This is a genomic window from Muricoccus vinaceus, assembly GCF_042433125.1.
GTDB classification, from domain to species: domain Bacteria; phylum Pseudomonadota; class Alphaproteobacteria; order Acetobacterales; family Acetobacteraceae; genus Roseomonas; species Roseomonas vinacea.
In genome coordinates this window covers 116,380-134,266 of record NZ_JBHLVZ010000084.1, presented here as the reverse complement: position 1 = coordinate 134,266, position 17,887 = coordinate 116,380, and the positions used below count along the sequence as shown (strand labels likewise).

The 17,887-nt window shown below is 70.9% G+C and carries 18 protein-coding genes and 1 tRNA gene; 8 read left to right on the top strand and 11 right to left on the bottom strand.

What is annotated here, in order from left to right; genetic code table 11:
* Window positions 1–6: 6 nt before the first annotated feature.
* The 3 genes from plsY to ACFFIC_RS23730 are packed head-to-tail and all read right to left on the bottom strand — an operon-like array spanning window position 7 to window position 2,836.
* Complete coding sequence (gene plsY / locus ACFFIC_RS23740; RefSeq protein WP_377055031.1) at window positions 7–603, bottom strand: glycerol-3-phosphate 1-O-acyltransferase PlsY; 597 nt, start codon at window positions 601–603, stop codon at window positions 7–9.
* Complete coding sequence (locus tag ACFFIC_RS23735) at window positions 600–1,898, bottom strand: dihydroorotase (protein WP_377055029.1); 1,299 nt, start codon at window positions 1,896–1,898, stop codon at window positions 600–602. Before ACFFIC_RS23735 ends, plsY begins: the two co-directional genes overlap by 4 nt.
* Window positions 1,895–2,836: an aspartate carbamoyltransferase catalytic subunit gene (locus ACFFIC_RS23730; RefSeq protein ID WP_377055027.1), complete on the bottom strand. Its 942-nt coding sequence runs from the start codon at window positions 2,834–2,836 to the stop codon at window positions 1,895–1,897. Before ACFFIC_RS23730 ends, ACFFIC_RS23735 begins: the two co-directional genes overlap by 4 nt.
* Before the next feature lie 66 nt (window positions 2,837–2,902).
* Here ACFFIC_RS23730 and ACFFIC_RS23725 point away from each other — a divergent pair, with 66 nt between their 5' ends.
* On the top strand, window positions 2,903–3,436 hold the full coding sequence (locus ACFFIC_RS23725; protein WP_377055025.1) for a GNAT family N-acetyltransferase: 534 nt from the start codon (window positions 2,903–2,905) through the stop codon (window positions 3,434–3,436).
* Here the strand turns inward: ACFFIC_RS23725 and ruvX are convergent.
* From ruvX to ACFFIC_RS23710, 3 genes are all read right to left on the bottom strand, one after another.
* Window positions 3,376–3,858 carry a Holliday junction resolvase RuvX gene (gene ruvX, locus ACFFIC_RS23720; RefSeq protein ID WP_377055023.1) on the bottom strand — a complete coding sequence of 161 codons (483 nt, stop codon included), beginning with the start codon at window positions 3,856–3,858 and terminating at the stop codon, window positions 3,376–3,378. The genes ACFFIC_RS23725 and ruvX overlap by 61 nt on opposite strands.
* A 96-nt stretch (window positions 3,859–3,954) precedes the next feature.
* Complete coding sequence (locus tag ACFFIC_RS23715; protein WP_377055021.1) at window positions 3,955–4,116, bottom strand: hypothetical protein; 162 nt, start codon at window positions 4,114–4,116, stop codon at window positions 3,955–3,957.
* Between the two features lie 154 nt (window positions 4,117–4,270).
* Entirely contained in the window at window positions 4,271–4,513 is a 243-nt protein-coding gene (locus ACFFIC_RS23710; RefSeq protein WP_377055019.1) for a hypothetical protein, read from the bottom strand.
* Window positions 4,514–4,687: 174 nt separating this feature from the next.
* Here ACFFIC_RS23710 and gatC point away from each other — a divergent pair, with 174 nt between their 5' ends.
* Genes gatC through gatB form a run of 3 tightly spaced genes read left to right on the top strand, consistent with a single transcriptional unit; the run spans window position 4,688 to window position 7,904 of the window.
* The gene (gene gatC / locus ACFFIC_RS23705; protein WP_377055016.1) at window positions 4,688–4,975 is read left to right on the top strand and encodes an Asp-tRNA(Asn)/Glu-tRNA(Gln) amidotransferase subunit GatC; all 288 of its coding nucleotides are present in this window, start codon (window positions 4,688–4,690) and stop codon (window positions 4,973–4,975) included.
* Window positions 4,975–6,456, top strand: coding sequence for an Asp-tRNA(Asn)/Glu-tRNA(Gln) amidotransferase subunit GatA (gene gatA, locus ACFFIC_RS23700; RefSeq protein WP_377055014.1), 1,482 nt, complete (start codon window positions 4,975–4,977; stop codon window positions 6,454–6,456). The genes gatC and gatA overlap by 1 nt, the downstream gene beginning before the upstream one ends.
* Window positions 6,453–7,904, top strand: a complete 1,452-nt coding sequence (gene gatB, locus ACFFIC_RS23695; RefSeq protein ID WP_377055012.1) for an Asp-tRNA(Asn)/Glu-tRNA(Gln) amidotransferase subunit GatB — start codon at window positions 6,453–6,455, stop codon at window positions 7,902–7,904. The genes gatA and gatB overlap by 4 nt, the downstream gene beginning before the upstream one ends.
* Here the strand turns inward: gatB and ACFFIC_RS23690 are convergent.
* Window positions 7,882–8,841 (bottom strand): NAD(P)/FAD-dependent oxidoreductase, encoded by a 960-nt coding sequence (locus ACFFIC_RS23690; protein ID WP_377055010.1) that lies wholly within the window; start codon window positions 8,839–8,841, stop codon window positions 7,882–7,884. The genes gatB and ACFFIC_RS23690 overlap by 23 nt on opposite strands.
* A 149-nt stretch (window positions 8,842–8,990) precedes the next feature.
* On the opposite strand from ACFFIC_RS23690, the gene ACFFIC_RS23685 reads away from it, so the two are divergent.
* The 3 genes from ACFFIC_RS23685 to ACFFIC_RS23675 all read left to right on the top strand — a co-directional run bounded on the left by ACFFIC_RS23685 (window position 8,991) and on the right by ACFFIC_RS23675 (window position 11,089).
* Window positions 8,991–9,620 carry a glutathione S-transferase family protein gene (locus ACFFIC_RS23685; protein WP_377055008.1) on the top strand — a complete coding sequence of 210 codons (630 nt, stop codon included), beginning with the start codon at window positions 8,991–8,993 and terminating at the stop codon, window positions 9,618–9,620.
* Between the two features lie 98 nt (window positions 9,621–9,718).
* Window positions 9,719–9,811 (top strand) — tRNA-Ser (locus ACFFIC_RS23680).
* A gap of 312 nt (window positions 9,812–10,123) precedes the next feature.
* A complete protein-coding gene (locus ACFFIC_RS23675) occupies window positions 10,124–11,089 on the top strand; it encodes a Bug family tripartite tricarboxylate transporter substrate binding protein (RefSeq protein ID WP_377055006.1) in 966 nt (321 codons plus the stop codon).
* 188 nt (window positions 11,090–11,277) lie between these two features.
* On the opposite strand, the gene ACFFIC_RS23670 is transcribed toward ACFFIC_RS23675, so the two are convergent.
* A complete protein-coding gene (locus tag ACFFIC_RS23670; protein ID WP_377055004.1) occupies window positions 11,278–11,844 on the bottom strand; it encodes a cytochrome b in 567 nt (188 codons plus the stop codon).
* Between the two features lie 249 nt (window positions 11,845–12,093).
* Between ACFFIC_RS23670 and mdoH the strand changes: the two genes are divergently transcribed.
* Window positions 12,094–13,731, top strand: coding sequence for a glucans biosynthesis glucosyltransferase MdoH (gene mdoH / locus ACFFIC_RS23665; RefSeq protein WP_377055002.1), 1,638 nt, complete (start codon window positions 12,094–12,096; stop codon window positions 13,729–13,731).
* A gap of 348 nt (window positions 13,732–14,079) precedes the next feature.
* Here the strand turns inward: mdoH and ACFFIC_RS23660 are convergent, their stop codons facing one another.
* From ACFFIC_RS23660 to ACFFIC_RS23650, 3 genes are all read right to left on the bottom strand, one after another.
* Window positions 14,080–14,979 (bottom strand): class I SAM-dependent DNA methyltransferase, encoded by a 900-nt coding sequence (locus tag ACFFIC_RS23660; protein ID WP_377055000.1) that lies wholly within the window; start codon window positions 14,977–14,979, stop codon window positions 14,080–14,082.
* A gap of 781 nt (window positions 14,980–15,760) precedes the next feature.
* Entirely contained in the window at window positions 15,761–16,666 is a 906-nt protein-coding gene (locus ACFFIC_RS23655) for a polysaccharide deacetylase family protein (protein WP_377054998.1), read from the bottom strand.
* A 220-nt stretch (window positions 16,667–16,886) separates the two neighbouring features.
* On the bottom strand, window positions 16,887–17,882 hold the full coding sequence (locus ACFFIC_RS23650; RefSeq protein WP_377054996.1) for an NADPH:quinone oxidoreductase family protein: 996 nt from the start codon (window positions 17,880–17,882) through the stop codon (window positions 16,887–16,889).
* Window positions 17,883–17,887 lie beyond the last annotated feature (5 nt).

Here is a 17,887-nt window from a genome sequence, read left to right as displayed (position 1 = left end):
GGCACATCACTTCCCCTCGCCGATCCGGGGTTCCGTGCCGGCGAGAAGCCGGCGGATGTTGGCGTGGTGGCGGGCGTAGACATAGGCGGTGATCAGGGCCACCGGCCAGAAGAGGGGCCAGCCGCCCCAGGCGGCCGCGACGGCCGTCGCCACGGCCAGGCCGGCGAGGGCGCTGGCGGAGGAGATCTTCACCAGCTTCGCCATGGCGAGCCAGGTGAGGGCGGCGGCGACGAAGACCGGCCAGGCGAGGCCGAGGAAGACGCCGAGGGCGGTGGCCACGCCCTTGCCGCCGCGGAAGCCGAGCCAGGGCGGATGGCAGTGGCCGAGCACGGCGGCGACGGCGGCGATGCCCGCTGCCTCAGGGCCGAGCAGGGCGCGGGCGATCCAGATGGCGGCCGCGCCCTTCCCGAAATCGAGCGCGAGGGTGGCGGCGGCGAGCTTCTTGTTGCCGGTGCGCAGGACGTTGGTGGCGCCGATGTTGCCGGAGCCGATGGCGCGGATGTCGCCCAGCCCGGCGGCGCGGGTGAGAAGAAGGCCGAAGGGAACCGAACCCAGCAGGAAGCCGATGGCGGCGGAGAGGAGGGCGGTGGTGGGATCGTTCATCCGAAGACCCTTTGGCCGGCCTTCCAGGTGCCGAGCACGCGGCCCTCGAGCGCGCGGCCGTCGAAGGGGGAGTTCTGGGCCTTTCCGGGCAGGCGGCCGGCCTCGACCTTCCAGGCGCGGTCCAGGTCGATCAGGACGAGGTCGGCGGGGGCGCCGCGGGCGAGGCGGCCGCTTTCCAGGCCGAGCAGTTCCGCGGGGGCGGCGGTGAGGAGTTCGAGGGCGCGCAGCAGCGGCAGGTCGCCGGCGTGGTGGCGGGCCAGGGTGATGCCGAGCAGGGTGGCGAGGCCGGCGCCGCCGGGCTCGGCCTGGGCGAAGGGGACGCGCTTGTCGTCGGCGTCGCGCGGCTGGTGGTCGGAGGCGATGGCGTCGATCGTGCCGTCGGCGAGCGCCGCCACCACGGCGCGGCGGTCCTCCTCCCGCCGGAGGGGCGGGGACAGCTTGGCGTAGGTGCGGAAGTCGCCGATGGCGGTTTCGTTCAGGTCGAAATAGGGCGGCGCGGTGTCGCAGGTGACGCCGAGGCCTTCCTGCTTCGCGGCCCGGATGAGGTCCAGCGCGGCCGCGGTGGAGACATGGGCGAAGTGGACGTGGCCTCTGGTCAGGCGCGCGAGGGCGATGTCGCGCGCGACCATCATGGCTTCCGCGGCGGCGGGACTGGAGGGGAGGCCCATGCGGGTCGCCATCTCGCCCTCGGTGGCGCTGGCGTTGCGGGCGAGGGAGGGTTCCTCGGGGTGCTGGACGATGAAGCTGCCGAAGGCGCGGGCGTAGGACAGGGCGAGGCGCATGGTGCGGGCGCTTGCGATGGCCCGCGCCCCGTCGGTGAAGGCGATGGCGCCGGCCTCGCGCAGGAGGCCGAACTCGGTGAGGTCCGCGCCCTCGCAGCCGCGGGTGGCGGCGCCGTAGGGGAGGATGGAGAGGCTGCCGGTGGATTCGCCGCGGCGGAGGATGAAGCCGACCAGGGCGGGGTCGTCCAGCGCGGGGGTGCTGTCGGGCAGGGCGCAGAGGGTGGTGATGCCGCCGGCGGCCGCCGCTTCGGCCGCGGTCTCGATGGTTTCGCGGTGCTCGTGGCCGGGCTCGCCGAGGGAGGCGCGGAGGTCGATGAGGCCGGGGGCGAGGATGGCGCCCTGGCCGTCCAGGCCCTGCTTGTCGATCACCGTGGCGCCCTCGGGCGCGGGCTCGTTGGGGCCGCTGACGGAGGCGATGCGGCCGGCCTGGATGAGGAGGCTGCCGGGTGCGTCGCGGCCGGTCGCGGGGCAGACCAGGCGGGCGCGGAGGACGGTCTGGGGAGCGGGGCTCATCGGGCGTTCCGCCGCTGGTTCTGGGAAAGGACGTCGAGCACGGCCATGCGGACGGCGACGCCCATCTCGACCTGCTCCCCGATCACGGAGCGGGCGGGGTCGTCGGCGACGGCGCTGTCGATCTCCACGCCGCGGTTCATGGGGCCGGGGTGCATGACGATGGCGTCGGGCTTGGCGTGGCGCAGCTTGGCGGCGTCGAGGCCGTAGAAGCGGAAGAACTCGCGGGCCGAGGGGACGAGGCCGCCCTGCATCCGTTCCTTTTGCAGGCGGAGCATCATGACGACGTCGGCATCCTTCAGGCCGGCGCGCATGTCGTGGAAGACCTCGACGCCCAGCGCCTCGGCCTCGGCGGGGATGAGGGTGGGCGGGCCGACGATGCGGACGCGGCAGTTCATGGCGAGCAGCAGGTGGATGTTGGAGCGCGCGACGCGGGAGTGCAGCACGTCGCCGCAGATGGCGACGGTGAGGTTCTCCAGCGTGCCCTTGCGGCGGCGGATGGTGAGGGCATCGAGCAGGGCCTGGGTCGGGTGCTCGTGGGTGCCGTCGCCGGCGTTGATGACGCCGGCATCCACCTTCTGCGAGAGCAGGGCCGGGGCGCCGGACTGGGAATGGCGGATCACCAGGAGGTCCGTCTGCATGGCGTTCAGCGTCGCGGCGGTGTCCAGCAGGGTTTCGCCCTTGTTCACGCTGCTCGTGCTGACGGACATGTTGATGACGTCGGCGCCCAGGCGCTTGCCGGCCAGCTCGAAGCTCGTGCGGGTGCGGGTGCTGTCCTCGAAGAAGAGGTTGATCAGGGTGCGGCCGCGCAGCAGGTCGCGCTGGGCTTTGCCGCCGCGGTTGAGGAGCGCGTAGGACTCCGCGAGGTCCAGGAGCTCGGCGATGTAGGGAGGTTCCAGCCCTTGCAGCGCGAGGAGGTGCCGGTGCGGGTAGAGGGGCATGGGACCTCGGGGCTGCGGGGCCGAAGGAAGGCGTGGGCCGGTTGGTGTTGTTTAGGGGAGGCCGGAGTGGCGGGGAAGATGGTTGGGTGGCGGCCCATGGCGGCGGGGGACCTGGGCGCGGTTTCGGCGGTGGCGGCGGTGGTTCACCCGGCCTATCCCGAGTCGGACGCGGTGTTCGCGGAACGGCTGCGGCTGTTTCCGGCGGGGTGCCTGGTGCTGGAGGGGGATGGGGCGGTGCTGGGCTACGCGGTGGCGCATCCCTGGGTGCGCGCGGCGCCGCCCGCGCTGGACACGCTGCTGGGGGCGCTGCCCGCCGGGCCTGGAGCGATGCTGCTGCACGACCTGGCCCTGCTGCCGGGGGCACGGGGGCTCGGGGCCGGGCGGGAGGCGGTGCGGCGCGTGGCCGGCCTGGCCGGCGGGCTGCCGCTGGCCCTGGTGGCGGTGGGGGGCACGGAGGCGTTCTGGCGGCGGCAGGGCTTCCGGGCGGTGGCGGACCCGGCGCTGGAGGCGCTGCTGCGGGGGTATGACCCGCGCGCGCGCTACATGGAGAGGGCATCCGGCGGGGGGCGGGTGGCGTCCAGCGCGGCCTGGAGCATGTAGGCGGCGGCGGCGGCGTCCACGGCCCTGGCGCGCTTCGCCCGGCTGAGGTCGGCCTCGATCATCATGCGGTTCACCGCCGAGGAGGAGAGGCGTTCGTCCCAGAGCGCGACGGGGAGCTGGGTGGCGTCGGAGATGGCCATGGCCCAGTCCTTGGCGGCCTGGGCGGCGGGGCCGAAGGAGCCGTCCATGTTCAGGGGAAGGCCGCAGACGAGGCCGGCGGCGCCCTCCTTTTCGGCGATGCGGCGGATCTCGGCGGCGTTGGGAGCGAGCTTGGCACGGGGGAGGGCGGCGTAGGGAGAGGCGAGCATCAGCAGGACGTCGGAGAGGGCGATCCCGATGGTCACCCGGCCGGGGTCCAGTCCGATCAGGCGGGCGTGGCGGGGGAGGGCGGCGCGCAGGGCGGGGAGGGGGGTGATGGGCATGGCCGGTGCCTTGTAGCGCGGATGGCGCAGGGGTGCGTGGCCGGGAGCGGCGCGGCCGGTTCGCTTGCCTCGGCCGGTCGCCTCTGGCGATGGGGATCAGGCGAAGGCGGCGCGGCGCTGCGGGGGTGGCTGATCTCCGGGAAAGAGGAAGCGGCCCAGGGGGCTGAGACGGTGGAGGATCAGCCAGGCGCGAAAGGGAGGGGTGGTGGCGATGGCCACCACCGCCGGCACGGGCAGCTTGTTCAGCAGGCGAAGCACGAAGAAGCGGTGCAGGAAGAGGATGGCGAGGGAGGCCTGCCCGAAGGGGAACGAGGACGCGGGTGAAGGCGGGATGGCACCTGGAGGAGGACCTCGAACAGGCTCAGGGCCACGAGAAAGGTGGTGTAGGGGACCAGCAGGCTGCGCGCCCGCCTCAGCACATAGGCGGGGGTGGGGCCGGGCGGAAGAGCATGCCAGCGGCCACGAAGAAGAGGGGCATGTGGTAGAGGTAGATCAGGCCCTGGATCGTGCTGTGGGTGGAGTGGCAGATGACCAGCAGGACGATGCCTTTGACGGTGTCGATCCAGTCGATCCGGTCCGGCTGCAAGGCGATCAGCGCCGCCGCGCGGTGGTTGGCGGGTTGCCTGCGGTTGGGCCGGGATCGTCGGTTCGGCATGGGCGGGCCTGAGTAGGTGTTCTGTCAGGCGTAATATAGCGGAATGGGCGGGGCTCCGCGTGCGCGGACGGGACCTGTGGTTTCCAGTTCCAAGGCGGCGTCCGGCGGGCTTGACTTGGGCGGGCGCGGCGGCTTCCTGGCCGCGTCCGGACAAACCTGGGATTTCGCCCGACCATGTCGCTCGACCTGAAGACCGTGAGGCGCGTGGCCTCCCTCGCCCGGCTGCACCTGGAGGAGGGGGAGGATGCGCGGTTGCAGGCGGAGCTGAACGGCATCCTCGGCTGGATCGAGCAGTTGCAGGCGGTGGATGTCTCGGGGGTGGAGCCGCTCTCCGGCGGGGGAGGAACGGCGATGCCGATGCGCGAGGACGTCGTGACCGATGGCGGGCGGGCGGAGGCGGTGCTGGGCAATGCGCCGGACCGCGCGGGTGCCTTTTTTGCCGTTCCGAAGGTGGTTGAGTGATGCATCCGACCGATTTCACCATCCGCGGCGCGCTCGAGGCGCTGTCCGAGGGGATCGTTTCCTCCGAGGCGCTGACGGCGGCGCATCTGGAGGCGATCGCGGCGCTGAACCCGCGGTTGAACGTCTTTGTCACCGTGACGGCGGAGCGGGCGATGGAGGCGGCGCGGGCGTCCGACGCGCGGCGGGCCAATGGGATCGCCGGCAGGCTCGAGGGCGTGCCGCTGGCGATCAAGGACCTGTTCTGCACGGAGGGGGTGAGGACCACGGCTGCGAGCCGGATCCTCGGCGAGTTCGTGCCGCCCTATGAGAGCACCGTGACCGCCAACCTGCTGCGGGACGGGGCGGTGTTCCTGGGCAAGGCGAACCTCGACGAGTTCGCGATGGGGTCGTCCAACGCGACCTCGGCCTTCGGCGAGGTGGAGAACCCGTGGAAGCGGGGGAACGACGACGGGACGCGGCTGGTGCCGGGTGGGTCCTCCGGCGGGTCGGCGGCGGCGGTCGCGGCGCGGCTGGCGATGGGGGCGACGGCGACGGACACGGGCGGGTCCATCCGGCAGCCGGCGGCCTTCTGCGGCATTGCCGGGATGAAGCCGACCTATGGGCGGTGCTCGCGCTTCGGGGTGGTGGCCTTCGCCTCCTCGCTGGACACGCCGGGGCCGGTGGCACGGACGGTGGAGGATTGCGCGCTCCTGCTGGAGAGCATGGCGGGGCATGATCCGCGCGATGCAACGAGCGCGAAGGTGGCCGTGCCGGATTTCGCGGCGGCCTGCGCGCGGGGCGTGAAGGGGCTGCGGATCGGGGTTCCCCGGGAATACCGGCTGGAGGGGATGCCGGACGAGATCGAGGCGCTGTGGAGCCAGGGGTTGGACTGGCTGCGGGCGGAGGGTGCGGAGATCGTCGATATCTCGCTGCCGCACACGAAGTACGCGCTGCCGACCTATTACATCGTGGCGCCGGCGGAGGCGTCCTCGAACCTCGCGCGGTATGACGGCGTGCGGTTCGGGCAGCGGGTGGATGGCGCGGACCTGAAGGACCTGTACGAGCGCACGCGGGCGGCGGGGTTCGGCGCCGAGGTGAAGCGGCGGATCATGATCGGCACCTATGTGCTGAGTGCCGGGTACTACGATGCCTATTATGTGCGCGCGCAGCGGGTGCGGGCGCTGATCAAGCGGGACTTCGACGAGGCGTTCCGCGATGTGGATGCGATCGTGACGCCGGCGACGCCATCCGCGGCATTTGCGGCGGGGGAGAAGCAGGACGATCCGGTGGCGATGTACCTGAACGACGTGTTCACGGTGACGGCCAACCTGGCGGGCATACCGGGGCTGGCCGTGCCGGCGGGGTTCGACCGGCAGGGGTTGCCCCTTGGGTTGCAGGTGCTGGGGCGGGACTTCGACGAGGAAACGGTGTTCGCGGTGGGGACGGCGATCGAGCACGCGGCGAAGCTGACCGCGCTGCCGCAGGTGAGGGCTTTCGCATGAGCTTTACCATCGAGGGCGAGACGGGCCCCTGGGAGCTGGTGGTCGGGCTGGAGGTGCATGCCCAGGTGACCAGCCGGGCCAAGCTGTTCAGCGGCGCCGCCACCGAGTTCGGGGCGGAGCCGAACAGCCAGGTGAGCTTCGTGGATGCGGGGTTTCCGGGCATGCTGCCGGTGATCAACCGGGAATGCGTGGCGCAGGCGGTTCGCACGGGGCTGGGGCTGAATGCCCAGGTGAACCCGTGGTCGCGGTTTGACCGGAAGAACTACTTCTATGCGGACCTGCCGCAGGGATACCAGATCAGCCAGTTCGCGCATCCGATCGTGGGCACGGGGGTGATCCCGGTGGAGCTGTCGGACGGGAGCGTGAAGGAGATCGGGATCACGCGGCTGCACCTCGAACAGGATGCGGGGAAGTCGCTGCACGACCAGCATCCGTCCAAGTCGTATATCGATCTCAACCGCTCGGGCGTGGCGCTGATGGAGATCGTGTCGGAGCCGGACATGCGCTCGCCGGAGGAGGCGGGGGCCTACCTGACGAAGCTCCGGCAGATCCTGCGTTATCTCGGGACCTGCGACGGGAACATGGAGGAGGGTTCGCTGCGCGCGGACGTGAACGTTTCCGTGCGCAAGAGCGGCGAGGAGTTCCGGACGCGCTGCGAGGTGAAGAACGTCAACTCGATCCGCTTCGTGATGCAGGCGGTGGAGGCGGAGGCGCGGCGCCAGGTCGAGGTCTGGGAGTCCGGCGGCACGGTGGAGCAGGAGACGCGGCTGTTCGACACGGTGCGCGGGGAGACGCGCTCCATGCGGTCCAAGGAGGACGCGCATGACTACCGGTACTTCCCCGATCCGGACCTGCCGCCGCTGGTGATCGATCCCGCCTGGATCGAGGAGCTGCGGGCGGGGTTGCCGGAGCTGCCGGATGCGCGGCGGGCGCGCTACGTCAACGAGTTCGGGCTCTCCGCCTATGACGCCTCGGTGCTGGTGGCGGAGAAGGAGACGGCGGCCTTCTACGAGGAGGTGGCGGCAGGGCGCGATCCGAAGGTGGCCGCGAACTGGGTGATGGGGGACTTCTTCGCCATGCTGAACCGCATGGGGAAGGGGATCGAGGACAGCCCGGTTTCGGCGAAGCACCTGGGCGCGCTGCTGGACCTGATTTCCGACCGGACTCTGTCGGGGAAGATGGCCAAGGAGGTGCTGGAGGCGATGGGCGAGACGGGCAAGGCGCCCGGCACCATCGTCGAGGAGCGCGGTCTGCGGCAGGTGACGGATACCGGCGCCATCGAGGCGGCGGTGGACGCGATCCTGGCGGCCAATCCCGACAAGATCGCGCAGTACCGGGAGAAGCCGACCCTGTTCGGGTGGTTCGTGGGCCAGGTGATGAAGGCGATGAAGGGGCAGGGGAACCCGGCCCTGGTGAACGAGGTGCTCAAGGCGAAGCTGGACGCCTGACGGGGCGGCCGGGACCGCCCGGCTCGTCCTCCGTGGGCAGTTCGCAGTGGTTGTGGATGTCGGTGGCGGCGACCGCGGCATGGCCCATGGCCACGACGACCTGGTTGAGGCCGCGCACCACGTCCCCGGCCGCGTAGAGGCCGGGGATGGTGGTGCGGTTGTGATCGTCCACGATGAGGGCGCCGGCCTCGTCGTGCCCGGCGCCGAGGGCGAGGGCGAGGTCGGAGCGGACCTTGAGGCCGAGCGCCGAGTAGAGGGTTTCGAAACGGTGCTCGGCGCCGCCGGCGCGGATGGCGGCGATGCGGTCGCCTTCCACCTCCAGGGCCTCGATGGGCGCGGTGAGAAGCTGGATGCCGTGCTCGCGGGCGCGGGCTTCGTCCTCCTCGGAGAGGGCCTGGCCGAGGGTGAGGAGGGTGACGTCCTTCGTGTAGGAGCGGGCCAGGAAGACGGCCTCGCCGAGGCCGCGGGCGCCGTGGCCGAGGACGGCGACGCGCTTGCCGCGGGCCTCGAAGCCGTCGCAGATCGGGCAGTAGCGGATGAGGCCGCGCTTCAGGGCGTCCGGGTGGTCGGGCAGGGCGGGCTCCACGTCCACGGCGCCGGTGGCCAGCAGGATGCGGCGGGCGCGGAGGGGGGTGGGATCATCCTCCAGCACGGCCTCGAAGCCGCCGTCCTTGCGGTGAAGGGCGGTGACGCGGGCGTGGCGGGGGGTGATGCCGTACTGCGCGAGGTTCTCCCGCTGGCGGTCCAGGAGGGCGGGGCCGGCGATTCCCTCGGCGAAGAGGGGAAAGTTGTGGGTGGTGGGAATCCAGGCGGCGCGGCTTTCCCGGCCGTCCAGCACGGCGATGCGGCGGTTGAAGCGGGCCAGGTAGAGGGCGGCGGTGAGGCCGGCCGGGCCGGCGCCGATGATCAGGCAGTCGAGGGGGCCGGGTTCGGCCATGGATGGGTGTTCCTGCTGGGTGCTTCGCGCTGGGCTTAGGGTGGGCCGGTTGCGGCGTCTGTTACATGGGGCAAGCTGCGTGGATGTTCCGGGGGCTGGCCTTTTCCTCCGGGGCAGGGACGGCGATGGTGGCGGCAAGGAGAAAGCCGATGATCACCCTGCATAGCTGGAACACCCCGAACGGCCGCAAGATCAGCGTGGCGCTGGAGGAGATGGGTCTGCCCTACACCGTGAAGACGGTGAACATCGGCAAGGACGAGCAGTTCCGTCCGGAGTTCCTGGCAATCAGCCCGAACAACCGGATTCCCGCGATCGTGGATGAGGACGGGCCCGGCGGGCAGCCCATCAGCGTTTTCGAGTCCGGGGCGATCCTGATCTACCTGGCGGAGAAGACGGGGCGGTTCATGCCGCGGGGGCTGCGCGAGCGGATGCCGGTGATGGAGTGGCTGATGTGGCAGATGGGCGGCTTCGGGCCCATGCCCGGGCAGGTGCACCATTTCCTGATGCAGCCGGAGGGGCCTGCCAGGGAGTACGGGATGGCGCGCTACGGCAAGGAGACGCGGCGGCTTTACGGGGTGCTGGACAAGCGCCTGGCCGGGCGGGACTTCGTCGCGACCGGGGGGGAGCCGAGCATCGCCGACTTCGCGATCCTGGGCTGGGCCTGGCGGCACGAGCGCCATCTGGTGCCCTTCGACGACCTGCCGAACGTGGGAGCCTGGTACGAGCGGATGATGGCGCGGCCGGGGGTGCAGCGGGGCTTCGAGGTGGCGCTTTCCTGATGCGGATTTTTGCTGGAAGCGGTGGAGGGACGGTTTGACGGGGGAGCGAGGGGCGGTTAGAAGCGGCGCCTGCAACGCCGTGTGACTTCCACTCCTGCGGAGGGGTGGCCGAGTGGCCGAAGGCGGCGGTTTGCTAAACCGTTATAGGATGTCAAGTCCTATCGTGGGTTCGAATCCCATCCCCTCCGCCATTTCCCCTGTATCAGGCGCCGCGAGAGTTTGGATTTCGTGGCGCTTTTTTTTAATTAGCATTCGCGCCGCCGCGTCACCCACCCCAACCGTTTCACCGCCGGGCAGCCCTCGCCAGCATCCTGAATGCCGGGCTGGAACTTGCCCATAGCAAGGTGCTCGCCCGGGCTCGGTGCACGCCGTTCTGTTTCATCGGCCTGGAGACGTCCTTGGCTTGGCCGCGCGACCCACCGGCACGGCTGCGGCATGCCGCCATGTTCAGTGCTGGGGCTGGATGCTGTATCGCTTTGGCATCCAGGGAGGAACAAAGCACCATGCCAGCCGGCCGCCGCACCGCACTTTCCCTTCTGCTCGCCGCTCCCGCCATGGTCCGCGCGCAGGAGAACTGGCCTGCCCGGCCGGTCACCATGATGACGGGCTACGCTCCGGGCGGCCTGACGGATGTGATGACACGGTTGATCGCCGCACGCATGTCGAGGGAACTGGGCCAGCCATTGGTGGTCGAGAACCGAGTGGGTGGCGCGACCTCCGTGGCCTCCACGGCTGTGGCTCGTGCCGCGCCGGACGGCTATGTCACGCTGATGGGGGCTTCATCGCTCGCGATCAACCCGACCCTGCAGCCTGGCCTGACGCCGCGCGAGCCGCTGAAGGAGCTGCTGCCGGTTGGCATGGCCTATCGCAGCGCCTTCGTGCTGCATGTCCATCCCGCCGTGCCCGCGCAGACGACGGCGGAGTTCATCGCCTATGCGAAGGCGAACCCGGGCAAGGTGAACTTCGGCAGCTCCGGCACAGGGGCGGTCAACCATCTTTGCCTTGAGCTGTTCCGCAGCCGCGCCGGAATGGAGGTGGTGCATATCCCCTATCGCGGTGGCGCACCGGCGCTCATCGACCTCCAGGCGGGACGCATCCAGGCGATGTTCCAGGCGGCGCTCGAGGCGATCCCGGTGATCCGCGACGGCAGGACGCGACCACTCGCCGTTTCCTCCGCCGCACGCCTCGCGCTTCTGCCGGATGTGCCGGCGGTCGCCGAAACCCTGGCAGGATTCGATGCGGTGTTCTGGCAGGGCCTCTTCGTGCCGGTCGGTACGCCTGAACAGGTCGTTGCGCGGCTCACGGAGGCCCTCCGCACCGCGACCGAGGATCCCGACCTGCGGGCTGCCATGGCCGCGCAGGGCGTTGCGGCCGAAGCGGGCGACTCTGCCGCACTGCGCCGCTTGCTGGCCGAGGACACGGAGATGTGGGGACAGTTGATCCGGCAGGCCGGCATCAAGCCGGATTAGAGGCTGGCCGTCTCACCTTGAAGCCGGATGCGATCCGTGCCGCCGAGGATGCGTCGCCGAACGCCGCCGATGCAGCGCGGACCGCCCGGCGCCGTCGCGATCCGGGGCAGTGGAACGAAGGCCGGCCTCCGCGCGGCCGTCGACCTTGCGGCCGGCCTTGTCGCTTCACCCTGATTGTCGTCAAGCCCTTATCCGGGGAGCATGCGCCGGATCACGCCGTCCCGCCTGACCAGCGCATGATAGAGCGCGCCCGAGACGTGCAGCACGATGAGCACAAACAGGAGGGTCGCCGTGGCCTTGTGCACGCCCCCTATCGTCTCCGCGGTCGCCTGATCGGGGGCGAGGAGCCTCGGCAAGGGAAGGAGCCCGAGCAGCCGCGGCGTCGCGCCATAGGCGTTCGCTGCCATCCAGCCGAGCAGGGGCAGAAGGATGAGTACGACATAGAAGGCCCAGTGCGTTCCACGCGCGAGTATGCGCAAGGCGGCCGGAAGGTCTGTCGGTGCCGGAGGCATGGGATGGGACAGCCGCCAGCCGAGACGCAGCAGCATCACGAGGAGGATGGTCGAGCCGGTGGCGAGGTGCCAGGCCGTGATGCTGTCCTCGGCCGACTTGGGCAGGACGGCGGGTAGCACGAGAGCGATGGTGATCTGGGCCAGCACCAGCGCGACCACGAGCCAGTGGAAGGCGCGGCTCACCGCATCGTAGGGCTGCCCCAGGTCCGCCGGCTCACCCCTGACGCGCCCATCTGCCGGCATGCCCATTGCTCCCCCATCCCCGCACGTAGCATATGCCCATGGTGACCGAGTTTGCATCTTGCGCTCCAGGCCGTGCTTGCAAACACATTCGTGACGTAACGGTGGCTTGTGGTGCGTTGCAGGCCTCTAAGCTTGCAGTCACCGCAGGCGTGGCAGGACGGGGCTTTGATAGACCAGGACGCAAGGATCGGAGCCTCCTCCGCGGATGGTGGCCAGGCCACGGGGGCTCGCTGGATCGAACGTCCGGTGGTGGTTGCGACCTCCGCGGCCGAGTGGTTCGGCGCACGCCGCGCCGTCGTTGCGGCCCTGGCTGGCGGGATCGCGCTCGCGCTTGCCGTGCTTGGCTGGAATGTGCTGGCGGCCGGCGGCTGGACGCTGTGGGAGGCTCTCATGATGGGCAGCCTCGCCGCGAATGCCCCCTGGCTCGGCCTCACCGCCGCAACCGGCTTGGCCGGTTTCGCCATCCGGCTCTGTGTGCGCGATCCTTCGGCGTTTGTCTTTCCGGCGCTGCAGCGGGTGGATGCCGTGGTCCACGACCGGACCCTGCTCGCGCTGTGCGTGCGGTCGGAGGACATGGATGCGGTTCTTCCGCCCTCGGGCCGCTTGCTGCGGGAGTTGAGGGCGAGGCATGGCGACCGCTTCGTCCTGGGCATTCTTTCGGACACGCCGCCCGGACGCGCGGCGGAGGCAGAAGCGGAAGCGGTCGCCGTGCTTGCCGCGCGGTTTCCGGCCGGCGCGGTGCGCTACCGGTGCCGCGTCGAGAATGCCGGGTTCAAGGCGGGCAACCTGATGGACTTCCTCGACCACCAGGCCGTCGGCTTCGATCATGCCCTGGTGCTCGATGCGGACTCCACGATGTCGGCGGAAACCGTCGCGCGGCTGGTTTGCGCCATGCAGGCTGATCCGGGCCTGGCGATCCTGCAGACGACGATCTCCGGCCGCGGCGCGGAAACGCGGTTTGCGCGGCTCTTCGGCCTCGGGCTGCGGCATGGCACGGGGGCCTGGGTCACGGGGCAGGCCTGGTGGCAGGGGCCCTCGCAGCTCTACTGGGGGCATAACGCGCTTATCCGCATCGCCGCTTTCCGCCGCGATGCGAGGCTGCCGGCACTACCGGACGGCACCCACATCCTCAGCCACGACTACGCTGAATCAGCGCGGCTTCACGCGGGCGGCTGGGCCGTGCGGGTGCTGCCGGAGAATGCCGGCTCCTGGGAGCGCCACCCGCCGGACCTGCCGGCGCTCTTCGCCCGGGACCTGCGCTGGGCCGCGGGAAACCTGCAGTACCGTCACCTGCTGCTCCGGACGGACTTCGGCAGGCTGGGCCGTTTCCAGATGCTCGAGGCCATCCTGCATTACGCGCTGGCGCCACTCCGCTTCGCCTTGCTGCCGCTTGCCGCGCTGAACGCAGCGACCGGAGGCGGGGAGGGCACTCCGCGCGGCGCGCTCCTGCTCCTGCTCCTGTTCGGCTTCGTCGTGTCGAACCTGCCGAAGCTGGCCGGCTACGGCGAAGTGCTGTTGCGGCCCGGCCGCTTCCGGCGCGCTGCGCTGTTGCGCGGCATGGCGCAGGAGATGGTGCTTGGCCTGATGCTCGATACGCTGGAGGCCCTGGAGCGTTCGCTGACCCTGCTGCAACTGGCGCGCGGACGCTTTGCCGGCTGGACCGTGCAGCCCCGGGCAGCGCGGGAGGTCACCTGGGCGGCGGCAGCGCAGCGGTTCGGCTGGCACACCGCCGCGGGAGTCGTGATTCTTACCGGCTTCAGCCTGGCCGGCGGCTTTGCGGCACTGGTGGCTCTGCCTGCGCTGATGGGGTTGCTCTTCGCCATCCCCCTGGCAGTGCTGACCGCGCGCCCGCGTTGCAGGGCTGCGCGCCGGGCCCCTGGCTCCTGAGCTTGCCGGAGTAGGGCAGGGGCTTCGCGGCGCGGCCGGGAGCCTGCGCCTGTTCCTTGGGAAGCGTTCCGAGCAGGCGGGGAGGCTGGCATGAGAGAGAAGCCGCTCCCGGCTGAGCCGGGTCTCCGGGGCCGAGGGAGCCTCGGGTGGCTCTCGGGGGCACGCGCCACCGAACTGACCGGCGCCGCCGCAGTGCCCATCCGCATCCTTGCGCGGGCAGCCCGGGAACGATCGCAACGCATGAGCGCGGCTGCCCCTGGGGATGCTGCGTGAGGAGGCGGGACCGCGTCATGCAGTCCTTGCTGGTTGCGGTTCTTTTTGGGCAATCGCGTCCGGTGCGCGGTTGGTTCAGCCGGGGCGGCGCAGCACGTAGGCGGTGCCGTCCCACAGCGCGAAAGGCCGCTCGCCCGCCACTTCCAGGGCCAGGCCGTGCGCCGCCGCCCAAGCGCGCGCATCCGCCGCGTCGGCCGCCGAATCGCGCCCGTAGGACAGGTTCAGCACCACCAGCGCGCCGCCTGGCCGAAGCGCCCGCACGGCGCCCGCGACGTGCCGCGCGACCACCGCCGGGCCCAGCCGCACGATGTAGGGAAAGCTGTCGACGGCCAGCACGAGGTCGAGGCTGCTGGCCGCCAGGCCGTCGAGGTCCTGGCCGGAGGTGTGCGCCAGATGCACGTGAGGCCAGGGCGCGCAGCGCGTCCGCGCCTCGGCCAGCATGCCTTCCGAGACGTCCAGGCCCAGCACGGAGCGCACGCGCGGCGCCAGCGCGGCGGAGAGGCGGCCGATGCCGCAGCCCAGGTCGAGCACGTCGGCGCCAGCGCGCAGCAACCCGCGCGCGTCGAGCCAGTCGAGGATCTCCGCGGTGGCGGTGGCGAGGATCGCGGGGTCGCCCAGCGAGTAGAGCGCCACGCTGGCTTCGGGCGAGTTCGCCACCGCGCGGTCGAAGAAGCCGGCGATCTCGGCCGCGCCGGCCAGTGGGTCGGTTGCCGGACGTGCGTGATTGCTGCCCGCTCGCACGACCTCGGCCGAGAGTCGCTCCAGTTCCGGGCGCCGCGCCCTGATCAGGTCGGCGAGCGCCTGCCAGCGTGGCGCCGGCGGCTCGGAGCGCCGCTGCTCCAGCATCGCCGCGATGCCGGCTCCGGTGACGTGGCCGAGCAGCAGGCGGCTCAGCGCCACCTCGGGCGAGATGGCGCCTGCCAAGCACAAGCCGACGGGATCATCGTCGGACGGCACGGGGGGATTGGGTTGCAACGGCTCTGGCCTCCCTGTGTGATCCGCGCAGGCGTGCGCCGCGGCCGAGGATTGATTAAGGCGACGGAAGACGGTGGTCCATCCCACCGGCCGCCGCCGGTCAGCTGTGTCTTCCTGATCGCGAACACCTGTGCGATCGCGGGAGTCCCGCGATCGGGGCACTGGTTCCGGTTGCGCGTTCGGGTGAATCGGCAAGGTCTGATGTTGGGCAGGATGTGGGAGACGCCCTCGTCCTGCCGCACTTCCAGAACTCAGCCAGTGCCACGCGGCAAGCGCTCACGCCATGTACGGCACGCCGTACATGGCCACGGTCGGAGAGCTTGGCGCAGCCATAAGGCTTGCAGAGAGAACTGGGTTCTCTCGTCGGCCTGACGCGGCCCGGCCAAGACCTCGGCGATCTTCCGAACGACGGCTTCGGCGGCCCGCTTCCCGACGAGGCGAGGCTGATTTCGGGCCGGGGGCGGAGCGGCCTTTATCCCGAGCGAACGCCGTGCATGAGCTGCTCGATCCGGCAGCCCTTTCGAGCATGCCTTCGTCAACGGCGTGCACGAGGAGGTCGTGAGGCCGGCCACGGAAATCGCCGGGATGATGAGGCAGTGCCTTTACCGAAGGCGCGGTGACGGGCTCCGCATCCTGCTGGCGGAGCCGCCGTGAAACACCGACGCCTTCGTGGGGTACGTGGTTCCAGAACGGCGAAGCCGAGGTCTGTTCCGCACAGCCTGCAGGGCGGCGACGCTGTGCGAGCGCCTCGGCCCGCCGCCGATCCCGGCACGCCCGCGGCTCAGGGCAACTCCTCGCTCCCGGGCACCACGCCCTTCGGCAGGCTGCGGATAAAGGCGGCCAACTCGGCCGGGCGGGTGATCCAAAGCCTGTCGCGCTGCTTCAGCACATGCTCCAGAGCCCGGCGCAGCTGCCGCAGGCGGTAGGGCTGCCCGACCACGAAAGGATGCAGAACGATGCTGCATACCAGCGGGTACTTCGCGGACTGGTGCAGCAGCTCGTCGAACTGGTCGGTGATCATGTCCGCGAACTCGCGGCCGGAATGCTGCCGGTAGACCTGGACCGGGCTGTCGTTGATCTCGATGGAATAGGGAACGGAGAGAAGCGGGCCGGAGCGGGTGCGCATCCAGAAGGGCTGGTCGTCCGCCGGCCACTCCATCACGTATTCAAAACCCTCCTCCACCAGGAGGTCGGGGGTGACGTTGCTTTCCGCGAGCCAGGGGCCCATCCAGCCTTTCGGAGCATTGCCGGCGTGGCGACGGATGCCCTCGGCGCTTTCGGCGATGAGGCGGCGCTCGTCCTCCTCCCACAATCCGTCCTGGCGCTCCGAGTTCGTGCGGCCATGCCCGACGAACTCGTCCCCGCGCCGCAGCAGGGCCGGTGCGATCTCCGGGCAGGCGTCGAGGGCGGCCGTGTTCACGTTGTGCGCGCAGGGCAGGCCGAGCTCATCGAGCAGGTCCAGCAGGTACCAGAGGCCGACGCGGTTGCCGTAGTCGCGCCAGGCGTAGTTGCGCTGGTTCTGCGGCGCGCCGACCGTGGCGCTGTCGCTGCCCAGCCCGGCGCGGAACGCGAAGTGCTCGATGTTGTTGCACACCAGGAGCGCGAGGCGCTTGCCGCCCGGCCAGTCATAGGTCGGCCGCTGCGGCAGGGCACTGTGGCCGTAGCGTTGCTGTACCGGAAGCTTCATGGATCGCCTTTCCGAGCGGTTGCACCGCGCCGGCCCGGAGGTGGGTGCCGCCGCGAGAAGTCGCGCCGGGGCGTTTGCTTCGCCCGCGCTGTCTGAGGCCTATTCCCCGCGAGGGCGGTTGCCGCGCAGGGGAGAAAGGTCCGCTTTGCCACTGTCGAGATGCAGCCAAAGGCGCCTGCGGACTCGTCCGCCCCGGCCACCGCATCCGCCGCGCGCTCGACTAGCCGCCAAGCACCGTCATCACGATCCGTTCCTTCACCGTGCGGTCCAGCAGCGCGCCCAGTGCCTCGCGTGCGCGCGGGAGGGGGTAGGTGCGGTAGGCCGGTGCGTGCAGCTGCCCGGCCTCGTGCAGGCTGAAGATTTCCTCGAAGCAGCGCCGTGCCAGTTCCGGCATGCGCTTGCGGTAATCGCTGATCTGCAACCCGGAGACCTCGATGTTCTTCACCAGCAGGTAGTTCGCCTTGACCGAGGGGATGCGCCCGGCGGCGAAGCCGATCACCACCAGCCGCCCGCGCCAGGCCAGTGCACGCAACGCGGCGTCGAAGGGATCGCCGCCGAGCATGTCCAGCACCACGTCGGCGCCCGCGCCGCCCGTTGCCTCCCGCACCTGCTCGCGCAGGGAGTCGCGGAGGTTCGCGCGGGACAGGTCGATCACCGCCTCCGCGCCGGCCTCCCGCACCAGTTCGGCCTTCGCCATCGAGGACACGCCCGCCAGCACCCGCGCGCCGAAGGCCTTGGCGAGCTGGATGGCCGCGATCCCCACCGCGCCCGTCGCGCCGAGCACCAGCACGCTTTCGCCGGCCTGCACGCGTCCGCGCTCGCGCAGGCCGAACCAGGCGGTGTCGGCGGCGAGCGACAGGGCCGCCGCCTCCTCGAAGCCCATGCGGTCGGGCAGGCGGTAACACTGGGCCGCGGGCGCCACGGCCAGTTCCGCGTAGCCGCCGATCTCCGCCATGGCGAGCACGCGGTCGCCGACGGCGAGCGCCGTCACGCCCGCGCCGAGCGCCACGACCGTTCCGGCGGGGCCCTTGCCCGGCGTGAACGGGCGGTCTGGCAGGAACTGGTAGGTGCCACCGATGACCAGCGTGTCCACGAAGTTCACGGCCACGGCGCCGACGCGCACCAGCACCTCGCCCGGGCCGGGCACAGGGTCCGGCCGCTCCTCCACGGCGACGTTGTCGATCGGGCCGAACTCCCTCACCACCGCGGCCTGCATGGGCA